The sequence below is a fragment of the Streptomyces sp. NBC_00885 genome, assembly GCF_045207475.1.
Taxonomy (GTDB): Bacteria; Actinomycetota; Actinomycetes; order Streptomycetales; family Streptomycetaceae; genus Streptomyces.
Genome location: NZ_CP108796.1, coordinates 6,572,638 through 6,589,804, shown reverse-complemented (window position 1 = coordinate 6,589,804; position 17,167 = coordinate 6,572,638). Strand labels below are relative to the sequence as shown.

Sequence of the window (17,167 nt, the reverse complement as noted above, 5' to 3'; positions counted from 1 at the left end):
GCAGGCCCCCAGACCCCGTATGCGACCTTCGGCCGCATGTCCTCAAACGCCGGACGGGCTGAATGTGCGGCCCTGCCGCACATCTCAGCCCCGCCGGCGTTTGAGGCGCGGGGTCCGGGGCGGAGCCCCGGTGGAAGGCCCGCGCGGCCCCGACGTCAGTGCGCCGCCGACTCCCAGTCCGGGCCCACTCCCACCGACACGTCCAGCCGCGCGCTCAGCGACACCGCCGCGGACATCTCCTTGCGGACCAGCTCCTCAACCCTCTCGCGCTCGCCCGGCGAGATCTCCAGCACGATTTCGTCGTGGACCTGGAGCAGCAGCCGGGAGGAGAGCTTCGCCTCCCTCAGCGCCCGGTCGACGTTCAGCATCGCGACCTTGACGATGTCCGCCGCGGTGCCCTGGATCGGAGCGTTGAGGGCCATCCGCTCGGCCGCCTCGCGGCGCTGGCGGTTGTCGCTGTTCAGGTCGGGCAGGTAGCGGCGGCGGCCGAGCATCGTCTCGGTGTAGCCGGTCACCCGCGCTTCCACGACGACGCGGTGCAGATAGTCGCGTACGCCGCCGAAGCGCTCGAAGTAGGTGTCCATCAGGCCGCGTGCCTCGGCCGGCTCGATGTTCAGCTGCTGGGCGAGGCCGAACGCCGAGAGTCCGTAGGCCAGTCCGTACGACATCGCCTTGATCTTGCGGCGCATCTCGGCGTCGACGGCGGACTTGTCCACGCTGAACACCTGTGAGGCGACGGTGGTGTGCAGGTCCTCGCCGGAGGCGAACGCCTCCAGCAGGCCCTCGTCCTCCGACAGGTGCGCCATCACGCGCAGCTCGATCTGGCTGTAGTCCGCGGTCATCAGGGACTCGAAGCCCTCGCCGACCACGAAGCCACGGCGGATCGCGCGGCCCTCGTCGGTGCGCACCGGCACGTTCTGCAGGTTCGGGTCGGTGGAGGACAGGCGGCCGGTCGCGGCGACGATCTGGCTGAAGCTGGTGTGGACCCGGCCGTCCGCCGCGATCGTCTTGACCAGGCCTTCGACGGTGACCCGCAGCTTCGCCTGCTCGCGGTGGCGCAGCATGAGGACCGGCAGCTCGTGCTCGGTCTGGGTGGCCAGCCAGGCCAGCGCGTCCGCGTCCGTGGTGTAACCGGTCTTGGTCTTCTTGGTCTTGGGGAGATTCAGCTCGCCGAAGAGGACTTCCTGGAGCTGCTTGGGCGAGCCGAGGTTGAACTCGTGCCCGACGGAGGCGTGCGCCTCCTTCACGGCCTGCTGCACGGCACCCGCGAACTGCTGCTCCATGGCCTCCAGATGGGGCCGGTCGGCGGCGATGCCGTGCCGCTCCATGCGGGCGAGCAGGGCGGAGGTGGGCAGTTCGACGTCGTGCAGCAGCTCGGCCGCGCCGACCTCGGCCAGGCGCTCGGTGAAGGCGTCACCGAGGTCGAGGACCGCGCGGGCCTGGGACATCAGGGCGTCGGCCTCGGCCTGCTCGTCCTCCGAGCCGAAGGCGAGCTGGCCGTCGGCCGCCGCGGGGGCGAGCTCGCGGCCCAGATACTCCACGGAGAGCGCGTCCAGCGCGAAGGAGCGGCGGCCCGGCTTGACCAGATAGGCGGCCAGCGCGGTGTCCATGGTGACGCCGTCGATGCTCCAGCCGTGCTCGGGGAAGACCCGCATCGCGTTCTTGGCGTTGTGCATGACCTTCGGCCGGTCCGCGTCCGCGATCCACTCGGCGAAGGCGCGCTCGTCGGTTTCGTCGAGCTGGGTGGTGTCGAACCAGGCGGCCGGGCCCGCGGCGGAGGCGAGCGCGATCTCGGTGACACTGCCGGTGCCCAGCGCCCAGGTGTCGACGGTGGCCACGCCGAGCGGCTGGGTGCCGTGCTCCTGGAGCCAGGCGGCGAGCTCGCCGGTGCCCAGGACCGTGCCGTCCAGCTCGACGCCCGCGGCGGGAGCCGGAGCCTCGTCCTCCTGCGCGCCCGGGTCGACGGCCAGGAGCCGCTCGCGAAGGCTCGGGTTCCGGATCTCCAGTACTTCCAGGAACCCCTTCAGCGCGGTCCTGTCGTACGGCGCGCGCTCCAGGTCCGCGACGGACTTCGGCAGCTCCACGTCCCGTACCAGCTCAGTGAGGTGGCGGTTGAGCTTGACCGATTCCAGGTGGTCGCGCAGCGCCTGGCCGACCTTGCCCTTGACCTCGTCGGCACGCTCCACCAGCTCGGCGAACGAACCGAACTGACTGATCCACTTCGTGGCGGTCTTCTCACCGACGCCGGGGATTCCGGGCAGGTTGTCCGACGGGTCGCCGCGCAGGGCGGCGAAGTCCGGGTACTGCTGGGGGGTCAGTCCGTACTTCTCCAGGACCTTCTCCGGGGTGAAGCGGGTCAGCTCGGAGACGCCCTTGGTGGGGTAGAGCACGGTGGTGTGCTCGCTGACCAGCTGGAAGGAGTCCCGGTCGCCGGTGACGATCAGCACGTCGAAGCCGGCGGCCTCGGCCTGGGTGGCGAGGGTGGCGATGATGTCGTCGGCCTCGAAGCCGTCCACCGCGAACCGTACGGCGTTCATGGTGTCGAGAAGCTCGCCGATCAGCTCGACCTGGCCCTTGAACTCGTCGGGGGTCTTGGAGCGGTTCGCCTTGTACTCGGGGAAGTCCTGCGAGCGCCACGTCTTGCGGGAGACGTCGAACGCCACCGCGAAATGCGTGGGCGACTCGTCGCGCAACGTGTTCGCCAGCATGGACGCGAAGCCGTAGATGGCGTTGGTCGGCTGGCCGGTCGCGGTCGTGAAATTCTCCGCGGGCAGCGCGAAGAACGCCCGGTACGCCAGGGAATGCCCGTCCATGAGGAGCAGGCGCGGTCGGTTGTCTGCGGTCTTCTTCGATGCTGTCTCAGCCACGTCCACGATCCTGCCACGTACCACTGACATTCCCGACCGTGGGAAGAGCGTGACAGGATCGAGGACGTACACAGCACACGCAGGCTCGAGGGAGAGCGCGATGGCCAGCAAGCCGCCCGCAGGGGATCCGGTCCAGGACGCGCCACAGGTCGCGGCCCCGCAGCACGCGGCCGCGGGCCTCCCCGCCATCGGGCACACGCTGCGCATGGCTCAGCAGCAGATGGGGGTGCGCCGCAGTGCGCAGACCCTCCTCAAGGTCAACCAGAAGGACGGCTTCGACTGTCCGGGCTGCGCATGGCCGGAGGGCGACAAGCGGCACACGGCGGAGTTCTGCGAGAACGGAGCGAAGGCGGTCGCCGAGGAGGCGACGCTGCGGCGGGTGACCCCGGAGTTCTTCGCCGCGCACAGCCTCGCGGACCTCGCATCGCGCAGCGGGTACTGGCTGGGGCAGCAGGGCCGTATCACCCAGCCGATGTACCTGCCCGAGGGCGCGGACCAGTACGAACCGGTCAGCTGGGAGCGGGCCTTCGCGATCATCGCCGAGGAGCTCACCGCGCTGGACTCGCCCGACGAGGCGCTCTTCTACACCTCCGGCCGAACCAGCAACGAGGCCGCCTTCCTGTTCCAGCTCTTCGCCCGCGAGTTCGGCACCAACAATCTCCCCGACTGCTCCAACATGTGCCACGAGTCCTCGGGCTCGGCCCTGACCGAGACGATCGGCATCGGCAAGGGCAGCGTCTCGCTGGAGGATCTCCACCAGGCGGATCTGATCATCGTGGCCGGGCAGAACCCGGGCACCAACCATCCCCGGATGCTCAGCGCCCTGGAGAAGGCCAAGAACGCGGGCGCGAAGATCATTTCGGTGAACCCGCTTCCCGAGGCCGGTATGGAGCGGTTCAAGAATCCGCAGACGCCGCAGGGCATGCTCAAGGGGACCGCTCTCAACGATCTCTTCCTGCAGATCCGCATCGGCGGCGACCAGGCTCTGTTCCGGCTGCTGAACAAGCTGATCCTTGAGACCGAGGGCGCGGTCGACGAGGAGTTCGTGCGCGAACACACCCATGGGTACGAGGAGTTCACCGCGGCCGCCGCTGCCGCCGACTGGGACGAGACGCTGGCCGCGACCGGCCTTCGGCGGGCCGAGATCGAGCGTGCCCTCGCCATGGTCCTCTCGTCCAGGCGCACCATCGTGTGCTGGGCGATGGGCCTGACCCAGCACAAGCACGCCGTGGTGACCATCCGTGAGGTGGTCAACTTCCTGCTGCTGCGCGGCAACATCGGCCGCCCGGGCGCGGGCGTCTGCCCGGTGCGCGGGCACTCCAACGTCCAGGGCGACCGCACGATGGGCATCTTCGAGCGGCCGGCGCCCGCCTTCCTGGACGCCCTGGAGAAGGAGTTCGGCTTCGCCCCGCCGCGCCACCACGGCTTCGACGTCGTACGGTCCATCCAGGCGCTGCGTGACGGCGAGGCGAAGGTCTTCTTCGCCATGGGCGGCAACTTCGTGGCGGCGACTCCCGACACCGAGGTCACCGAGGCGGCGATGCGGCGGGCCCGCCTGACCGTCCATGTGTCGACCAAACTGAACCGTTCGCACACCGTGACGGGCACCCGGGCGCTGATCCTGCCCACCCTCGGCCGTACCGACAAGGACATCCAGGCCGGCGGCCGGCAGGTGGTGACCGTCGAGGACTCGATGGGCATGGTGCACGCCTCGCGCGGCAACCTCACCCCGGCGAGCCCCCTTCTGCTCTCCGAACCGGCGATCGTGAGCAGGCTGGCGCGCACGGTCCTCGGCCCCTCCTCCACGACGCCCTGGGAGGACTTCGAGAAGGACTACGGGACGATCCGCGACCGCATCGCGCGCGTGGTGCCCGGTTTCGAGGACTTCAACGCCAGGATCGCCCGCCCCGGCGGCTTCACGCTCCCGCACGCCCCGCGTGACGAGCGCCGCTTCCCCACCGCCACGGGGAAGGCCAACTTCACGGCGGCGCCGGTCGAGTTCCCCGAGGTGCCCGCCGGCCGGCTGCTGCTGCAGACACTGCGCTCGCACGATCAGTACAACACCACGATCTACGGTCTCGACGACCGCTACCGGGGCATCAAGGGCGGCCGCCGGGTCGTCCTGGTGAGCCCGGAGGACGCTCAGGAGCTGGGCCTCGAGGACGGTTCGTACACCGATCTGGTCAGCGAGTGGAAGGACGGCGTGGAGCGCAGAGCCACCGGTTTCCGGGTGGTGCACTACCCCACTGCCAGGGGCTGCGCGGCCGCGTACTACCCGGAGACCAATGTGCTCATCCCTCTGGACTCCACGGCCGACACCAGCAACACCCCGGCCAGCAAGTCCGTGCTGATCCGCTTCGAGCGCGCACAGTGACGAACCACGCGCGCGTGCGAGGCACGCTCGCGGGAATGGCACCTCCCACCTAAGCGTTCGCTCAGGCATCTGATAAGACGGTGCACACAGCACGCAACGTACTGAGATCGGAGCCGGACCCCCATGGGCGAGCAGACAACCGTGAAGTTCCCGCAAGAGGTCATTGACGAATACGCAGCGCTCGGGGTCGACCTGCCCGCGCTCTTCTCCGCCGGGGATCTGGGCAATCGCATGGGCGTCCAGATCGTCGAGGCCTCGGCGGAGCGGGTCGTGGGCACGATGCCGGTCGAGGGCAACACCCAGCCGTACGGACTGCTGCACGGCGGCGCCTCAGCCGTCCTCGCGGAGACTCTCGGGTCGATCGGCTCGATGCTCCACGGCGGGACCACCAAGATCGCCGTCGGCGTCGACCTCAACTGCACGCATCACCGTGGCGTCCGGTCCGGTCTGGTCACGGGCGTGGCGACACCCGTGCACCGCGGCCGCTCCACGGCGACATACGAGATCGTCATCTCCGACGAGCAGGACAAGCGGGTCTGCACAGCCCGGCTGACCTGTCTGCTGCGCGATGCCGCGGGTCCGGCCGGGGGCTGAGCGTCCCGGCCATTGTCGTGCCCCGGGCCGGCGTCTAGCGTTCCTCGTATGAGGCCAGGACCACCGTCCCGGGGCGGGCTGTTGCTCGTGTGCGCGCTGGCGTTCGCGATCGCCGCCCTCGCCGGCTGCGGGGGCGGCTCGCGCGGCGAGGGCCGTTCATCTCCCTCGCCTCGGACGACGTCCCCCCAAGAGCTGTGCGAGCAGCTGATATCCCATTGGGCACGGGTCGTGCTCGACGGCGGGAAGCAGTCCAACCTGGACTATCAGGCCATGGGTCTGTCCGACGGGCAGAACCGGATCCTGCTGGACGTGACGGCCGCCGCCCGCGCCGAGCAGAGGCGCCAAGGGCAGGCTGCCGCACGGAAGTTGATTGACAGTCAGGCCGCAGCCCGGTGCACCGAGCGCTACCGTGGCGGGATGCCGACGTCAGGTCCCTGGCAATGAGCGGAGTCGGCCCGGTGGAGCCGGGCGATGGCACGTACGCGCCGGACGACGACTTCACTCCCTCCCCGGTTCTGCTCGCGAACGGCCGGGCGGCCGACTTCGCGGCGCGACATCGCCCCGCGCTCCTGGCGGCCGCTCTGGCGGGGATCCTCGCCGCGGGAGCGTCGTACCTCTACGTGACCCGGCCGACGCCTCCCCCGCCGCCGCCCACGCCCTGGCCGGCGCAGGCGGTCGCGCTGGCTTACGGGGCACCCGCCCGGCCGGTCGCGGCAAACGACTCGTTCGACTTCACCGTCACGTTCAGTACGACCACAGGTCCCCCGGTCACGGTGGAACGGATTACCCAGACCTCGGCCGGTCTGTGGGTGTCGAGCAATCCTGCGACACCGTTCACCGTGAGTTCCGGAAAGCCACGCAAAGTACTCGTTACGGTTCACGTGTCGGATTGCCGAACAGTGGCACGGAATGCCGGGCTTCCTTTCCTTGACGTAACACTGCGTAATGCCCGCGCAATGCAAGAGCACAGTTACATTCCGGGCGATCGGTACGCCCGAGACCTGGCCAGAGCGGTTGGCACTGCGTGCCATCAAGGCCAGATGTCAGGACTCAAACCCGCGAACGGTCCTGCACGTTCTCAGCATCCGGACAAGACGAACCGGCCTGAATTCCCCCGTTCCACCCTCGAAAATCCGCTATCCATTACGTCGCGGCATAACAAGAGCGTCACATCATTGCCCAGACCACTCCACCTCCCCCAATACCGCGCTTAGAGTCACGGCCAGTCACCGCGCCACCGGATTACCTTCAGTTCGGTTCAAGCGCTCGACTCGGTACGTCCCATGGGGGGCGGCCGTGCCAGGTGAAAGGACTGATCGTGCGTCAACGTTCGCTAATGGCCATCACGGCTGCGCTCACCGCGGGAGCCTTGTCGCTCACCGCCTGTGGCTCGCGCGACGACAAAAACAGTGGGGCCGAGGGCGGCGGTGGTACCACGGTCGTCATCGGCATCGATGCCCCGCTGACCGGTGAGCTCTCCGCTCTGGGTCTCGGCATCAAGAACTCTGTCGATCTCGCGGCCAAGCAGGCCAACGCCAAGAAGTACGTCAACGGCATCACCTTCAAGGTGGAGGCCTTCGACGACCAGGCTCAGCCGTCCTCCGGACAGCAGAACGCCACCAAGTTCGTCGCCAACAAGGACGTCCTCGGTGTTGTCGGCCCGCTGAACTCCTCCGTGGCCGAGTCCATGCAGAAGGTCTTCGACGACGCGAAGCTCGCCCAGGTCTCGCCCGCCAACACCAACCCGGCCCTGACCCAGGGGCCGAAGTGGAACGGCGGCGAGAAGGCTCGCCCGTACAAGTCGTACTTCCGCACCGCGACCACGGACGCGATCCAGGGTCCGTTCGCAGCGCAGTACCTCTTCAACGACGCCAAGAAGAAGAAGGTCTTCGTCATCGACGACAAGAAGACCTACGGCGCCGGTCTGGCCGCCACCTTCAAGGCCGAGTTCACCAAGCTCGGCGGCGCGGTCGCCGGTGAAGAGCACGTGAACCCGGACACCAAGGACTTCGCCGCGGTCGTCACCAAGATCAAGAGCTCCGGCGCGGACGTCGTCTACTACGGCGGCGAGTACCCGGTCGCCGGCCCGCTCAGCAAGCAGATCAAGAAGTCGGGTGCCGCGATCCCGCTCGCCGGCGGCGACGGCATCTACAGTGCCGACTTCATCAAGCTCTCCGGCAAGGAGGGCGTGGGCGACCTCGCCACCTCCGTCGGCGCGCCGGTCGAGGAGCTTCCCTCGGCCAAGGACTTCGTGGCCAACTACAAGGCGGCCGGCTACAAGGAGGCCTACGAGGCCTACGGCGGCTACTCGTACGACTCCGCCTGGTCGATCATCGAGGCCGTGAAGAAGGTCGTCGAGGGCAATGACGGCAAGCTTCCCTCGGACGCCCGCGCCAAGGTCATCGAGGCCCTGCAGGGTGTCTCCTTCGACGGTGTGACCGGCAAGGTCGCCTTCGACGAGTTCGGTGACGCCACCAACAAGCAGCTCACGGTCTACAAGTACGAGGGCACTGCCTGGAAGGCCGTCAAGTCCGGCACGTTCGCCGGCTGACCGTCAGTCCGTAACACCTCATATGCCGCGCGGGGCGCCGCAAGACAAGCGCCCCGCGCGGTGTCACATCCGTCGAAAGACTCGGAGGACCTGCGGTGCACGAACTGCCGCAACAGCTGGTCAACGGCCTGCTACTGGGATCCATGTACGGGCTCGTCGCCATCGGCTACACGATGGTTTATGGCATTGTCCAGCTCATCAACTTCGCCCATGGCGAGATCTTCATGACCGGAGGGTTCGGGGCCCTCACGGTCTGGCTCATCCTTCCCACCGGCACCACCATGTGGCTGGCTCTGCCGCTCATGCTGGTCGGAGCGATCATCGTCGCCACCACCATCGCCGTCGGCGCGGAACGCTTCGCCTACCGTCCACTTCGCACCGCACCCCGCCTCGCCCCGCTCATCACCGCCATCGGCCTCTCCCTGGCCCTTCAGCAGGCGGTGTGGGCCTGGTACCCCGAGGCGAAGTCCTCCCGTACCTTCCCCGAAATCCCCGGCGGCCCGTTCCACTTCGGCAGCATCACCATCCAGACCGGTGACGTCTTCCTGCTGATAGCTGCCCCCATCTGCATGGCGATCCTCGCCTTCTTCGTCATGAAGACCCGCACCGGACGCGGTATGCAGGCCACCGCCCAGGATCCGGACACGGCCAAGCTCATGGGCATCAACACCGACCGCATCATCGTGGTCGCGTTCGCCCTCGGTGCGGCGTTCGCCGCCGTCGGAGCCGTCGCGTACGGCCTCAAGTACGGCGAAGTGAACTTCCGCATGGGCTTCATCCTCGGCCTCAAGGCGTTCACCGCAGCCGTCCTCGGCGGTATCGGCAACATCTACGGCGCCATGCTGGGCGGTCTCGCCCTGGGCGTCGCCGAGACCATGGCCACGGCGTACATCAATGAAATCCCCGGCATGCAGCAGCTCGGCGGCCAGTCCTGGGCCGACGTCTGGGCCTTCGTACTTCTCATCGTCGTGCTCCTCGTCAGGCCACAGGGCCTCCTCGGCGAGCGCGTCGCGGACAGGGCGTGACACCGATGACGACACAGACCACGACCGCGGACACTCCGCGTACCCCGGCCGACAGCGCAGAGACGGGCCTCATCGCCCTCCCTCCGACCATCGCGCGAGCGATGGCAACCGGCGGCGGCGCTCTCACCGTCATCTCCGCGTTCCTCGCCTGGACCTGGACCGCTGCCTTCCCCGGCGACCTCACCGTCTACGGATACCCGGGCGGACTCCAGTGGCTCGTCCTCGTCGCGGGCGCCCTGACCACCCTGTTCGGACTCTCCTCGTACGGGGTCAAGGGCCTGAAGTGGCTCACTCCCGCGGGTGCCGACAGCTCCATCAGGCTCGCCGCGCTCGCCGCCTTCTCCACCACCTGGTTCACGCTGATCGCCATCAGCTACCAGCTCGGCGGCCTCGCCAACCTTGAGCCCGGCGGCTTCATCGCGGGAATCGCCACCCTGGCCACCCTCATCGGCGCCCTCGCGCTGCCCTTCGAGCGCCCGGCGCCCGACCCGGCAGACCCCGACGACGCCGGCTGGGACCAGTTCCGGCACAACGCCCGCACCTCCTTCGCCACCTTCAAGGCGGCCTTCGCGAGCGGCACCGCACCGGCCCCCCGCAAGATGTCCTCCTACGTCGAGATCCTGTTCATCGTCGCGGCACTCAGCCTCGGCCTGGTCGTCTTCACGTACGGCATCGGCACCGAGTACGACGAGCTGTTCATCGGCTTCCTCATCACCGCCGGTTTCGGCTTCGCCTCCCTCTTCAAGGCCGGCCTCGTCAGCCAGCTGTCCGTGCTCACCGCACGGCACCGCACGGTGACGATGGCAGGCGCCTTCGCCACGGCCGCAGCGTTCCCCTTCACGCAGTCCGACGACCAGTACGCGACCATCGGCGTCTACATCCTGATCTTCGCCACCGTCGCCCTCGGTCTGAACATCGTCGTCGGCCTCGCCGGACTCCTCGACCTCGGTTACGTCGCCTTCCTCGGCGTCGGCGCGTACGCCGCGGCCATGGTCTCCGGATCGCCGTCCTCTCCGTTCGACGTCCACTTCCCCTTCTGGGGAGCGGTCCTCGTCGGCGCCACCGCGTCCATGGTCTTCGGCGTCCTCATCGGCGCCCCGACCCTGCGACTGCGCGGCGACTACCTCGCGATCGTGACGCTCGGCTTCGGTGAGATCTTCCGGATCACCGTCAACAACCTCGACGGCACCTCCGGCCCCGACATCACCAACGGGTCCAACGGCATCTCGTCGATCCCGAACCTGGAGATGTTCGGCTTCGACTTCGGAATCGAACACAGCATCTTCGGCGTCACCATCGGCCGGTTCGCGAACTACTTCTTCCTGATGCTGCTGATCACCCTGATCGTCGTGGTGGTCTTCCGCCGCAGCGGTGACTCCCGCATCGGCCGCGCCTGGATCGCGATCCGCGAGGACGAGACCGCGGCGCTCGCCATGGGCATCAACGGCTTCCGGGTCAAGCTCATCGCGTTCGCTCTCGGTGCGACCCTCGCCGGCCTCGCCGGTACGGTCCAGGCACACGTCACCTACACCGTGACGCCCGAGCAGTACCAGTTCGCCCACGTCGTCCCGCCGAACTCGGCCTTCCTGCTGGCCGCGGTCGTCCTCGGCGGCATGGGCACGATCAGCGGACCGCTCGTCGGCGCCGCGCTGCTCTACCTGATCCCCGCCAAGCTGCAGTTCCTCGGCGACTACCAGCTCCTCGCCTTCGGCCTCGCGCTCGTACTCCTGATGCGCTTCAGGCCCGAGGGACTCATCCCCAACCGGCGCCGCCAGCTCGAGTTCCACGAGTCCGCGGAAGCGCCCGCAGTCCTCAGCAAGACAGGGGTCTGATCCATGACCACGGACACCACCACGAAGGGCACCGCCCCGGCCACCGCGCCCGGCGAGACGGTCCTCGACGCCCGCGGCGTCACCATGCGGTTCGGCGGCCTCACCGCCGTGCGCTCCGTCGACCTCACCGTCAACAGCGGTGAGATCGTCGGCCTCATCGGACCCAACGGTGCGGGAAAGACCACCTTCTTCAACTGCCTCACCGGTCTCTACATCCCCACCGAGGGCGAAGTCCGCTATAAGGGCACCGTCCTGCCGGCCAAGTCCTTCAAGGTCACGGCGGCGGGCGTCGCGCGCACCTTCCAGAACATCCGCCTCTTCGGCAACATGACCGTCCTGGAGAACGTGCTCGTCGGCCGCCACACCCGTACCAAGGAAGGCCTCTGGTCCGCGCTCCTGCGCGGCCCCGGCTTCCACAAGGCCGAGGCCAAGTCCAAGGCACGGGCCATGGAACTCCTCGAGTTCATCGGCCTCGCCGAGAAGGCCGAGCACCTCGCGCGCAACCTCCCCTACGGCGAGCAGCGCAAGCTCGAGATCGCGCGGGCCCTGGCCAGCGACCCCGGTCTGCTCCTCCTCGACGAGCCGACCGCCGGCATGAACCCGCAGGAGACCCGGGCGACCGAAGAACTGGTCTTCGCCATCCGGGACATGGGCATCGCCGTCCTCGTCATCGAGCACGACATGCGCTTCATCTTCAACCTGTGCGACCGCGTCGCGGTACTCGTCCAGGGCGAGAAGCTCGTCGAGGGCGACAGCGAGACCGTCCAGGGAGACGAACGCGTTGTCGCCGCCTACCTCGGAGAGCCCTTCGAGGGCGCCCCGGGCGAGGAAGAAGCAGCGGAAGTGGAAGCGGCTGAAACCGGGACCACCGGATCCGCAGGCAAGGAGAACGACTGATGACCGCACTTCTCGAAGTCGAGGACCTGCGCGTCGCCTACGGCAAGATCGAGGCCGTCAAAGGCATCTCGTTCAGCGTCGAGGCCGGCGAGGTCGTCACCCTCATCGGCACCAACGGCGCCGGTAAGACCACCACGCTGCGCACCCTCTCGGGCCTTCTGAAGCCCGTCGGCGGCCAGATCAAGTTCAACGGCAAGTCCCTCAAGAAGGTGCCGGCCCACCAGATCGTCTCCCTCGGGCTCGCACACTCCCCCGAGGGGCGGCACATCTTCCCGCGCATGTCCATCGAGGACAATCTGCGGCTCGGCGCCTTCCTCCGCAACGACAAGGCGGGCATCGAGAAGGACATGCAGCGCGCCTACGACCTCTTCCCGATTCTGGGAGAGCGCAGGAAGCAGGCAGCGGGCACGCTCTCCGGCGGCGAGCAGCAGATGCTCGCCATGGGCCGGGCGCTGATGTCCCAGCCGAAGCTGCTCATGCTCGACGAGCCCTCCATGGGCCTGTCCCCGATCATGATGCAGAAGATCATGGCGACGATCGTCGAGCTCAAGGCCCAGGGCACCACCATTCTGCTCGTCGAGCAGAACGCCCAGGCCGCGCTCTCCCTGGCCGACCAGGCTCACGTCATGGAGATCGGCAGCATCAAGCTCTCCGGCCCCGGCCGGGAGCTGCTCCACGACGAGTCCGTCCGCAAGACGTACCTCGGCGAGGACTGAGCCGTAACCGGGGGCTCCGCCCCCGGACCCCCGTCCGCCCGAAGGGCGGACCCGGTCCGGGGGCGAGTTGCCCGGTACGGACAAGCGGAAGGGCCCGCACCCCGGTCAGGGGGTGCGGGCCCTTCCGTCTGCCCTACTGGCCCTGCGCGGCCTTCTTCTCCTCCGCGTCCTCGATGACCGCCTCCGCGACCTGCTGCATCGACAGCCGCCGGTCCATCGACGTCTTCTGGATCCAGCGGAACGCGGCCGGCTCGGTGAGCCCGTACTGCGTCTGCAGAATGCTCTTCGCGCGGTCGACGAGCTTGCGTGTCTCCAGCCGCTGCGAGAGGTCCGCGACCTCCTGCTCCAGCGCCTTGAGCTCCGTGAAGCGGGAGACGGCCATCTCGATGGCCGGGACCACGTCGCTCTTGCTGAACGGCTTGACCAGATACGCCATCGCACCGGCGTCCCGGGCCCGCTCGACGAGGTCGCGCTGCGAGAACGCGGTCAGCATCAGGACCGGGGCGATGGACTCCTCGGCGATCTCCTCGGCCGCGGAGATCCCGTCCAGGACGGGCATCTTCACATCCAGGATGACGAGGTCCGGCCGGTGCTCCCGGGCGAGCTCGACGGCCCGCTGACCGTCTCCGGCCTCGCCGACGACCGCGTAGCCCTCTTCCTCCAGCATCTCTTTGAGGTCGAGGCGAATGAGGGCCTCGTCCTCGGCGATCACGACGCGGGTCGTCAGCGGAGGGACATGCGACTTGTCGTCGTCGGCGGGCTGGGGCGAGTCGGGGGCGGTCACGCTGGGCTCCTCGTTCAGGGCATGTACAGCTCTCCATGAGCCTACCCAGCTGCGGTAAGGTGTTGCTGCGGCAGGTCAGGGGAAACCTTTGATTCTGTGAGCCCCGGTAGCCCAATTGGCAGCAGGCAATGGATTCAAAACCCATACAGTGTCGGTTCGAGTCCGACCCGGGGCACCTTTCCTTCGGTTCCAAGGTCACGTTGAAATAGTCGAGGTTCACGTGAACGTGTGATCGTGTCGCCGTTCCGCTCCTAGGCCCTGAAAATCCGGCCAGGCTCGGCCGCATGTACGACGTTGATACTCGCAAGCGAGCCCTGTCACTCATCGCCCAAGGGTGCAGCCTGAACTCGGTAAGCAAGCAGGTTGGCATATCGCGCGCCGCAATCCGCGAGTGGCGGACGCGGATCGAACCCCTGCCGCGCATGCAAGCCCCACCGTGCCCCAGATGCCTGCCCGATCGCGGAGTCCCTGACGATGCCGCCGCGTACTCCTATCTCCTGGGCCTCTACCTTGGCGATGGCTGCATCAGCGCCCACCCACGCGGCGGATACCACCTGCGAATCGCGTGCGCCGACGCGTGGCCCGGGCTTATCGACAGCTGCCGGTCCGCCATCTTGGCCGTGCGCCCGGAGGGCAGTTGCTGCATTTTGCAGAAGCAGGGCTACGTCATGGTCACGAGCTATGGCAGGCACTGGCCGTGTCTCTTCCCCCAGCATGGGCCGGGCAAGAAGCACGAGCGGAAGATCGCGCTCGAACCGTGGCAACACGAGATCGTCGACGCGCAGCCTTGGGAATTCATCCGCGGCCTGGTCCACTCCGACGGCTGTCGGATCACGAACTGGACCAGCCGCCTCGTCAACGGCGAGCAGAAACGCTACGAGTATCCGCGGTACTTCTTCACCAACGTCTCGGACGACATCCGGCAGCTCTACGTTGGTGCGCTCGACAACGTTGGCGTCGAGTGGAAGCAGGCCAACACGAAGAACATCTCCGTCGCCAAGCGCGCTTCCGTCGCGCTCATGGACCTGCACGTCGGGCCGAAGTACTAACCACACCCCCCACCCGACAGACCCAACCAGCCGCCTACGCGGGGCTGTCGTCCTCGCCGATGTGGTGCACCCGTACCAGGTTCGTGGAGCCCGGGACTCCGGGCGGGGAGCCGGCCGTGATCACCACGATGTCGCCCTTCTGGCAGCGGCCGATCTTCAGCAGTTCCTCGTCGACCTGGGCGACCATCGCGTCCGTCGAGTCGACATGCGGGCCGAGGAAGGTCTCCACTCCCCATGTGAGGTTGAGCTGGGAGCGCGTGGCCGCGTCCGGTGTGAAGGCCAGCAGCGGGATCGGGGAGCGGTAGCGGGACAGCCGCTTGACCGTGTCGCCGGACTGGGTGAAGGCGACCAGGAACTTCGCGCCCAGGAAGTCGCCCATCTCCGCGGCCGCACGGGCCACCGCGCCGCCCTGGGTGCGGGGCTTGTTGCGCTCGGTCAGCGGCGGCAGGCCCTTGGCGAGCACGTCCTCCTCGGCCGCCTCCACGATGCGGCTCATCGTCTTCACCGTCTCGACGGGGTACTTCCCGACGCTCGTCTCGCCCGAAAGCATCACCGCGTCGGTGCCGTCGATGACGGCGTTGGCGACATCGGATGCCTCGGCGCGCGTGGGGCGGGAGTTGTCGATCATCGAGTCGAGCATCTGGGTCGCCACGATGACCGGCTTGGCGTTGCGCTTGGCGAGCTTGATGGCGCGCTTCTGGACGATCGGCACCTGCTCCAGGGGCATTTCGACGCCGAGGTCGCCGCGGGCGACCATGATGCCGTCGAAGGCGGCCACGATGTCGTCGATGTTCTCGACGGCCTGCGGCTTCTCGACCTTCGCGATGACGGGGAGCCGGCGGCCCTCCTCGTCCATGACGCGGTGGACGTCCTCGATGTCGCGTCCGTTGCGTACGAAGGAGAGCGCGATGATGTCGGCGCCGATGCGCAGCGCCCAGCGGAGGTCTTCGATGTCCTTCTCGGACAGGGCGGGGACGGAGACGGCGACGCCAGGAAGGTTGAGGCCCTTGTGGTCGGAGATCATGCCGCCTTCTACGACGGTGGTGCGGACCCTGGGGCCGTCCACCGCGGTCACTTCCAGGGCGACCTTGCCGTCGTCGACGAGGATGCGCTCACCGATGGTGACGTCTGAGGCGAGGCCCGCGTAGGTGGTACCGCACATGTGGCGGTCGCCCTCGGTCTCCTCGACGGTGATGGTGAACTCGTCTCCGCGTTCAAGCAGTACGGGACCTTCACGGAAGCGCCCCAGGCGGATCTTCGGACCTTGAAGGTCGGCCAGGACGCCGACGCTGCGGCCCGACTCGTCGGACGCTTTGCGAACGCGCTGATAGCGCTCCTCGTGCTCGACGTAGGTGCCGTGGCTGAGGTTGAAGCGGGCGACGTCCATTCCGGCCTCGACCAGTGCCTTGATCTGGTCGTACGAGTCGGTGGCGGGTCCAAGAGTGCAGACGATCTTTGCTCGGCGCATATGTCGAGCCTAGGGCTTACCGGCCGGTAGAGAATTGGCCTCGCATGACCACTCAACAACCTTTACGTGAAGGGTTATTGACAAGTGTTTAATTGTGCGCGGGGGTGCTCCGATGAGCATTCCGGGCCACCGGAACCCACCCCTCAGTTGACCCTCTGATCACACTCCGTCACAGCTGTGGCGGCGTCATCGTAAAGCGGGCATTGACCTGCGCGTAGACGGTCTGACGCTGTGGCTCCAGGTCCAGAGCGGGCGCGATTTCGGCGGATTCGGTGCCGCCGTACGCGGCCATGCGCATGGCACCGGGGGCTTGCGGCATTTGGTACGGCACGGCGTTCTCCGCGCCCAGGTCGGCGAGCTCGACCAGGGCGGCCAGCCGCGCACCCAGCGCCTCGGCGTATTCACGGGCCCGCTGAACGGCCTCCTTCACGGCCTGGCGGCGGGCCTCGCCGTGGGCCGGGGAGTCCGGGCGCAGGGCCCACCAGGGGCCGTCGACGCGGGTCAGCTCAAGGTCCGCGAGCCGGGTGGTGAGTTCGCCGAGCGCCGTGAAGTCGCTGAGTTCCGCGGTGATGTGGACCCGGCCGTAGTACGCGCGGACGCGTTCGCCCCGGCCGTGCCGGGTCAGTTCGGGCGTGATGGAGAAGGCGCCGGTCTCCAGCTTCTCCACCGATTCGCCGTACGACTTGATCAGGTCCAGGACTGTGGAGTTGCGCCGGGTGAGGTCCTCCAGGGCGCTGCGCCGGTCCGTGCCGCGCGCGCTGACCGTGACGCCGATCCTGGCGATCTCCGGGTCGAACTCCAGCCGCGCCTCGCCGCGGACGGCGACCCGTGGCGTCTCCGGGGTGCCGTACGGAGCGGCGGTGGTGGGTGCGTCGGTGGTCACGGGCGGGCTCCCTCGTGTCGCGGTCGTCACAACCACTCTCCCATCCGGGTCCGACAACGGGTGGTCACCAGATGGAAACCCCCAGGGGGTGTTGCGGGACGTGGTTCCTGCGCCAGAATCTACGCGC

At 68.0% G+C, this 17,167-nt stretch carries 13 protein-coding genes and 1 tRNA gene; 10 read left to right on the top strand and 4 right to left on the bottom strand.

The genetic code is table 11. The features are described 5' to 3' along the window. Positions 1 to 155: 155 nt before the first annotated feature. Positions 156 to 2,867, bottom strand: a complete 2,712-nt coding sequence (gene polA, locus OHA61_RS29845; RefSeq protein WP_406305628.1) for a DNA polymerase I — start codon at positions 2,865 to 2,867, stop codon at positions 156 to 158. Between the two features lie 100 nt (positions 2,868 to 2,967). On the opposite strand from polA, the gene OHA61_RS29840 reads away from it, so the two are divergent. The 8 genes from OHA61_RS29840 to OHA61_RS29805 all read left to right on the top strand — a co-directional run bounded on the left by OHA61_RS29840 (position 2,968) and on the right by OHA61_RS29805 (position 12,856). Then, the gene (locus OHA61_RS29840; protein WP_406305627.1) at positions 2,968 to 5,241 is read left to right on the top strand and encodes an FdhF/YdeP family oxidoreductase; all 2,274 of its coding nucleotides are present in this window, start codon (positions 2,968 to 2,970) and stop codon (positions 5,239 to 5,241) included. A gap of 123 nt (positions 5,242 to 5,364) precedes the next feature. Then, a complete protein-coding gene (locus OHA61_RS29835; RefSeq protein ID WP_389369858.1) occupies positions 5,365 to 5,835 on the top strand; it encodes a PaaI family thioesterase in 471 nt (156 codons plus the stop codon). Between the two features lie 48 nt (positions 5,836 to 5,883). Beyond that, complete coding sequence (locus tag OHA61_RS29830) at positions 5,884 to 6,279, top strand: hypothetical protein (protein WP_406305626.1); 396 nt, start codon at positions 5,884 to 5,886, stop codon at positions 6,277 to 6,279. Between the two features lie 874 nt (positions 6,280 to 7,153). Continuing rightward, a complete protein-coding gene (locus OHA61_RS29825) occupies positions 7,154 to 8,386 on the top strand; it encodes a branched-chain amino acid ABC transporter substrate-binding protein (protein ID WP_406305625.1) in 1,233 nt (410 codons plus the stop codon). Between the two features lie 95 nt (positions 8,387 to 8,481). Beyond that, on the top strand, positions 8,482 to 9,411 hold the full coding sequence (locus tag OHA61_RS29820; RefSeq protein WP_361917247.1) for a branched-chain amino acid ABC transporter permease: 930 nt from the start codon (positions 8,482 to 8,484) through the stop codon (positions 9,409 to 9,411). Between the two features lie 5 nt (positions 9,412 to 9,416). Beyond that, positions 9,417 to 11,243 (top strand): branched-chain amino acid ABC transporter permease, encoded by a 1,827-nt coding sequence (locus OHA61_RS29815; RefSeq protein ID WP_406305624.1) that lies wholly within the window; start codon positions 9,417 to 9,419, stop codon positions 11,241 to 11,243. Between the two features lie 3 nt (positions 11,244 to 11,246). After that, entirely contained in the window at positions 11,247 to 12,140 is an 894-nt protein-coding gene (locus OHA61_RS29810; protein WP_389369856.1) for an ABC transporter ATP-binding protein, read from the top strand. After that, the gene (locus tag OHA61_RS29805) at positions 12,140 to 12,856 is read left to right on the top strand and encodes an ABC transporter ATP-binding protein (protein WP_142216481.1); all 717 of its coding nucleotides are present in this window, start codon (positions 12,140 to 12,142) and stop codon (positions 12,854 to 12,856) included. Before OHA61_RS29810 ends, OHA61_RS29805 begins: the two co-directional genes overlap by 1 nt. 133 nt (positions 12,857 to 12,989) lie before the next feature. Here OHA61_RS29805 and OHA61_RS29800 read toward each other — a convergent pair whose 3' ends face one another. Then, entirely contained in the window at positions 12,990 to 13,640 is a 651-nt protein-coding gene (locus OHA61_RS29800) for an ANTAR domain-containing response regulator (RefSeq protein WP_406305623.1), read from the bottom strand. A gap of 100 nt (positions 13,641 to 13,740) precedes the next feature. Here OHA61_RS29800 and OHA61_RS29795 point away from each other — a divergent pair. Next, a tRNA-Leu gene (locus OHA61_RS29795) sits at positions 13,741 to 13,815 on the top strand. Between the two features lie 109 nt (positions 13,816 to 13,924). Next, positions 13,925 to 14,689, top strand: coding sequence for a transcriptional regulator (locus OHA61_RS29790; RefSeq protein ID WP_406305622.1), 765 nt, complete (start codon positions 13,925 to 13,927; stop codon positions 14,687 to 14,689). 34 nt (positions 14,690 to 14,723) lie between these two features. Here OHA61_RS29790 and pyk read toward each other — a convergent pair whose 3' ends face one another. Both pyk and OHA61_RS29780 read right to left on the bottom strand, forming a co-directional pair. Continuing rightward, positions 14,724 to 16,157, bottom strand: coding sequence for a pyruvate kinase (gene pyk, locus OHA61_RS29785; protein ID WP_406305620.1), 1,434 nt, complete (start codon positions 16,155 to 16,157; stop codon positions 14,724 to 14,726). 169 nt (positions 16,158 to 16,326) lie between these two features. Further along, positions 16,327 to 17,040, bottom strand: coding sequence for an SIMPL domain-containing protein (locus OHA61_RS29780; RefSeq protein ID WP_328679030.1), 714 nt, complete (start codon positions 17,038 to 17,040; stop codon positions 16,327 to 16,329). Positions 17,041 to 17,167: the final 127 nt, after the last annotated feature.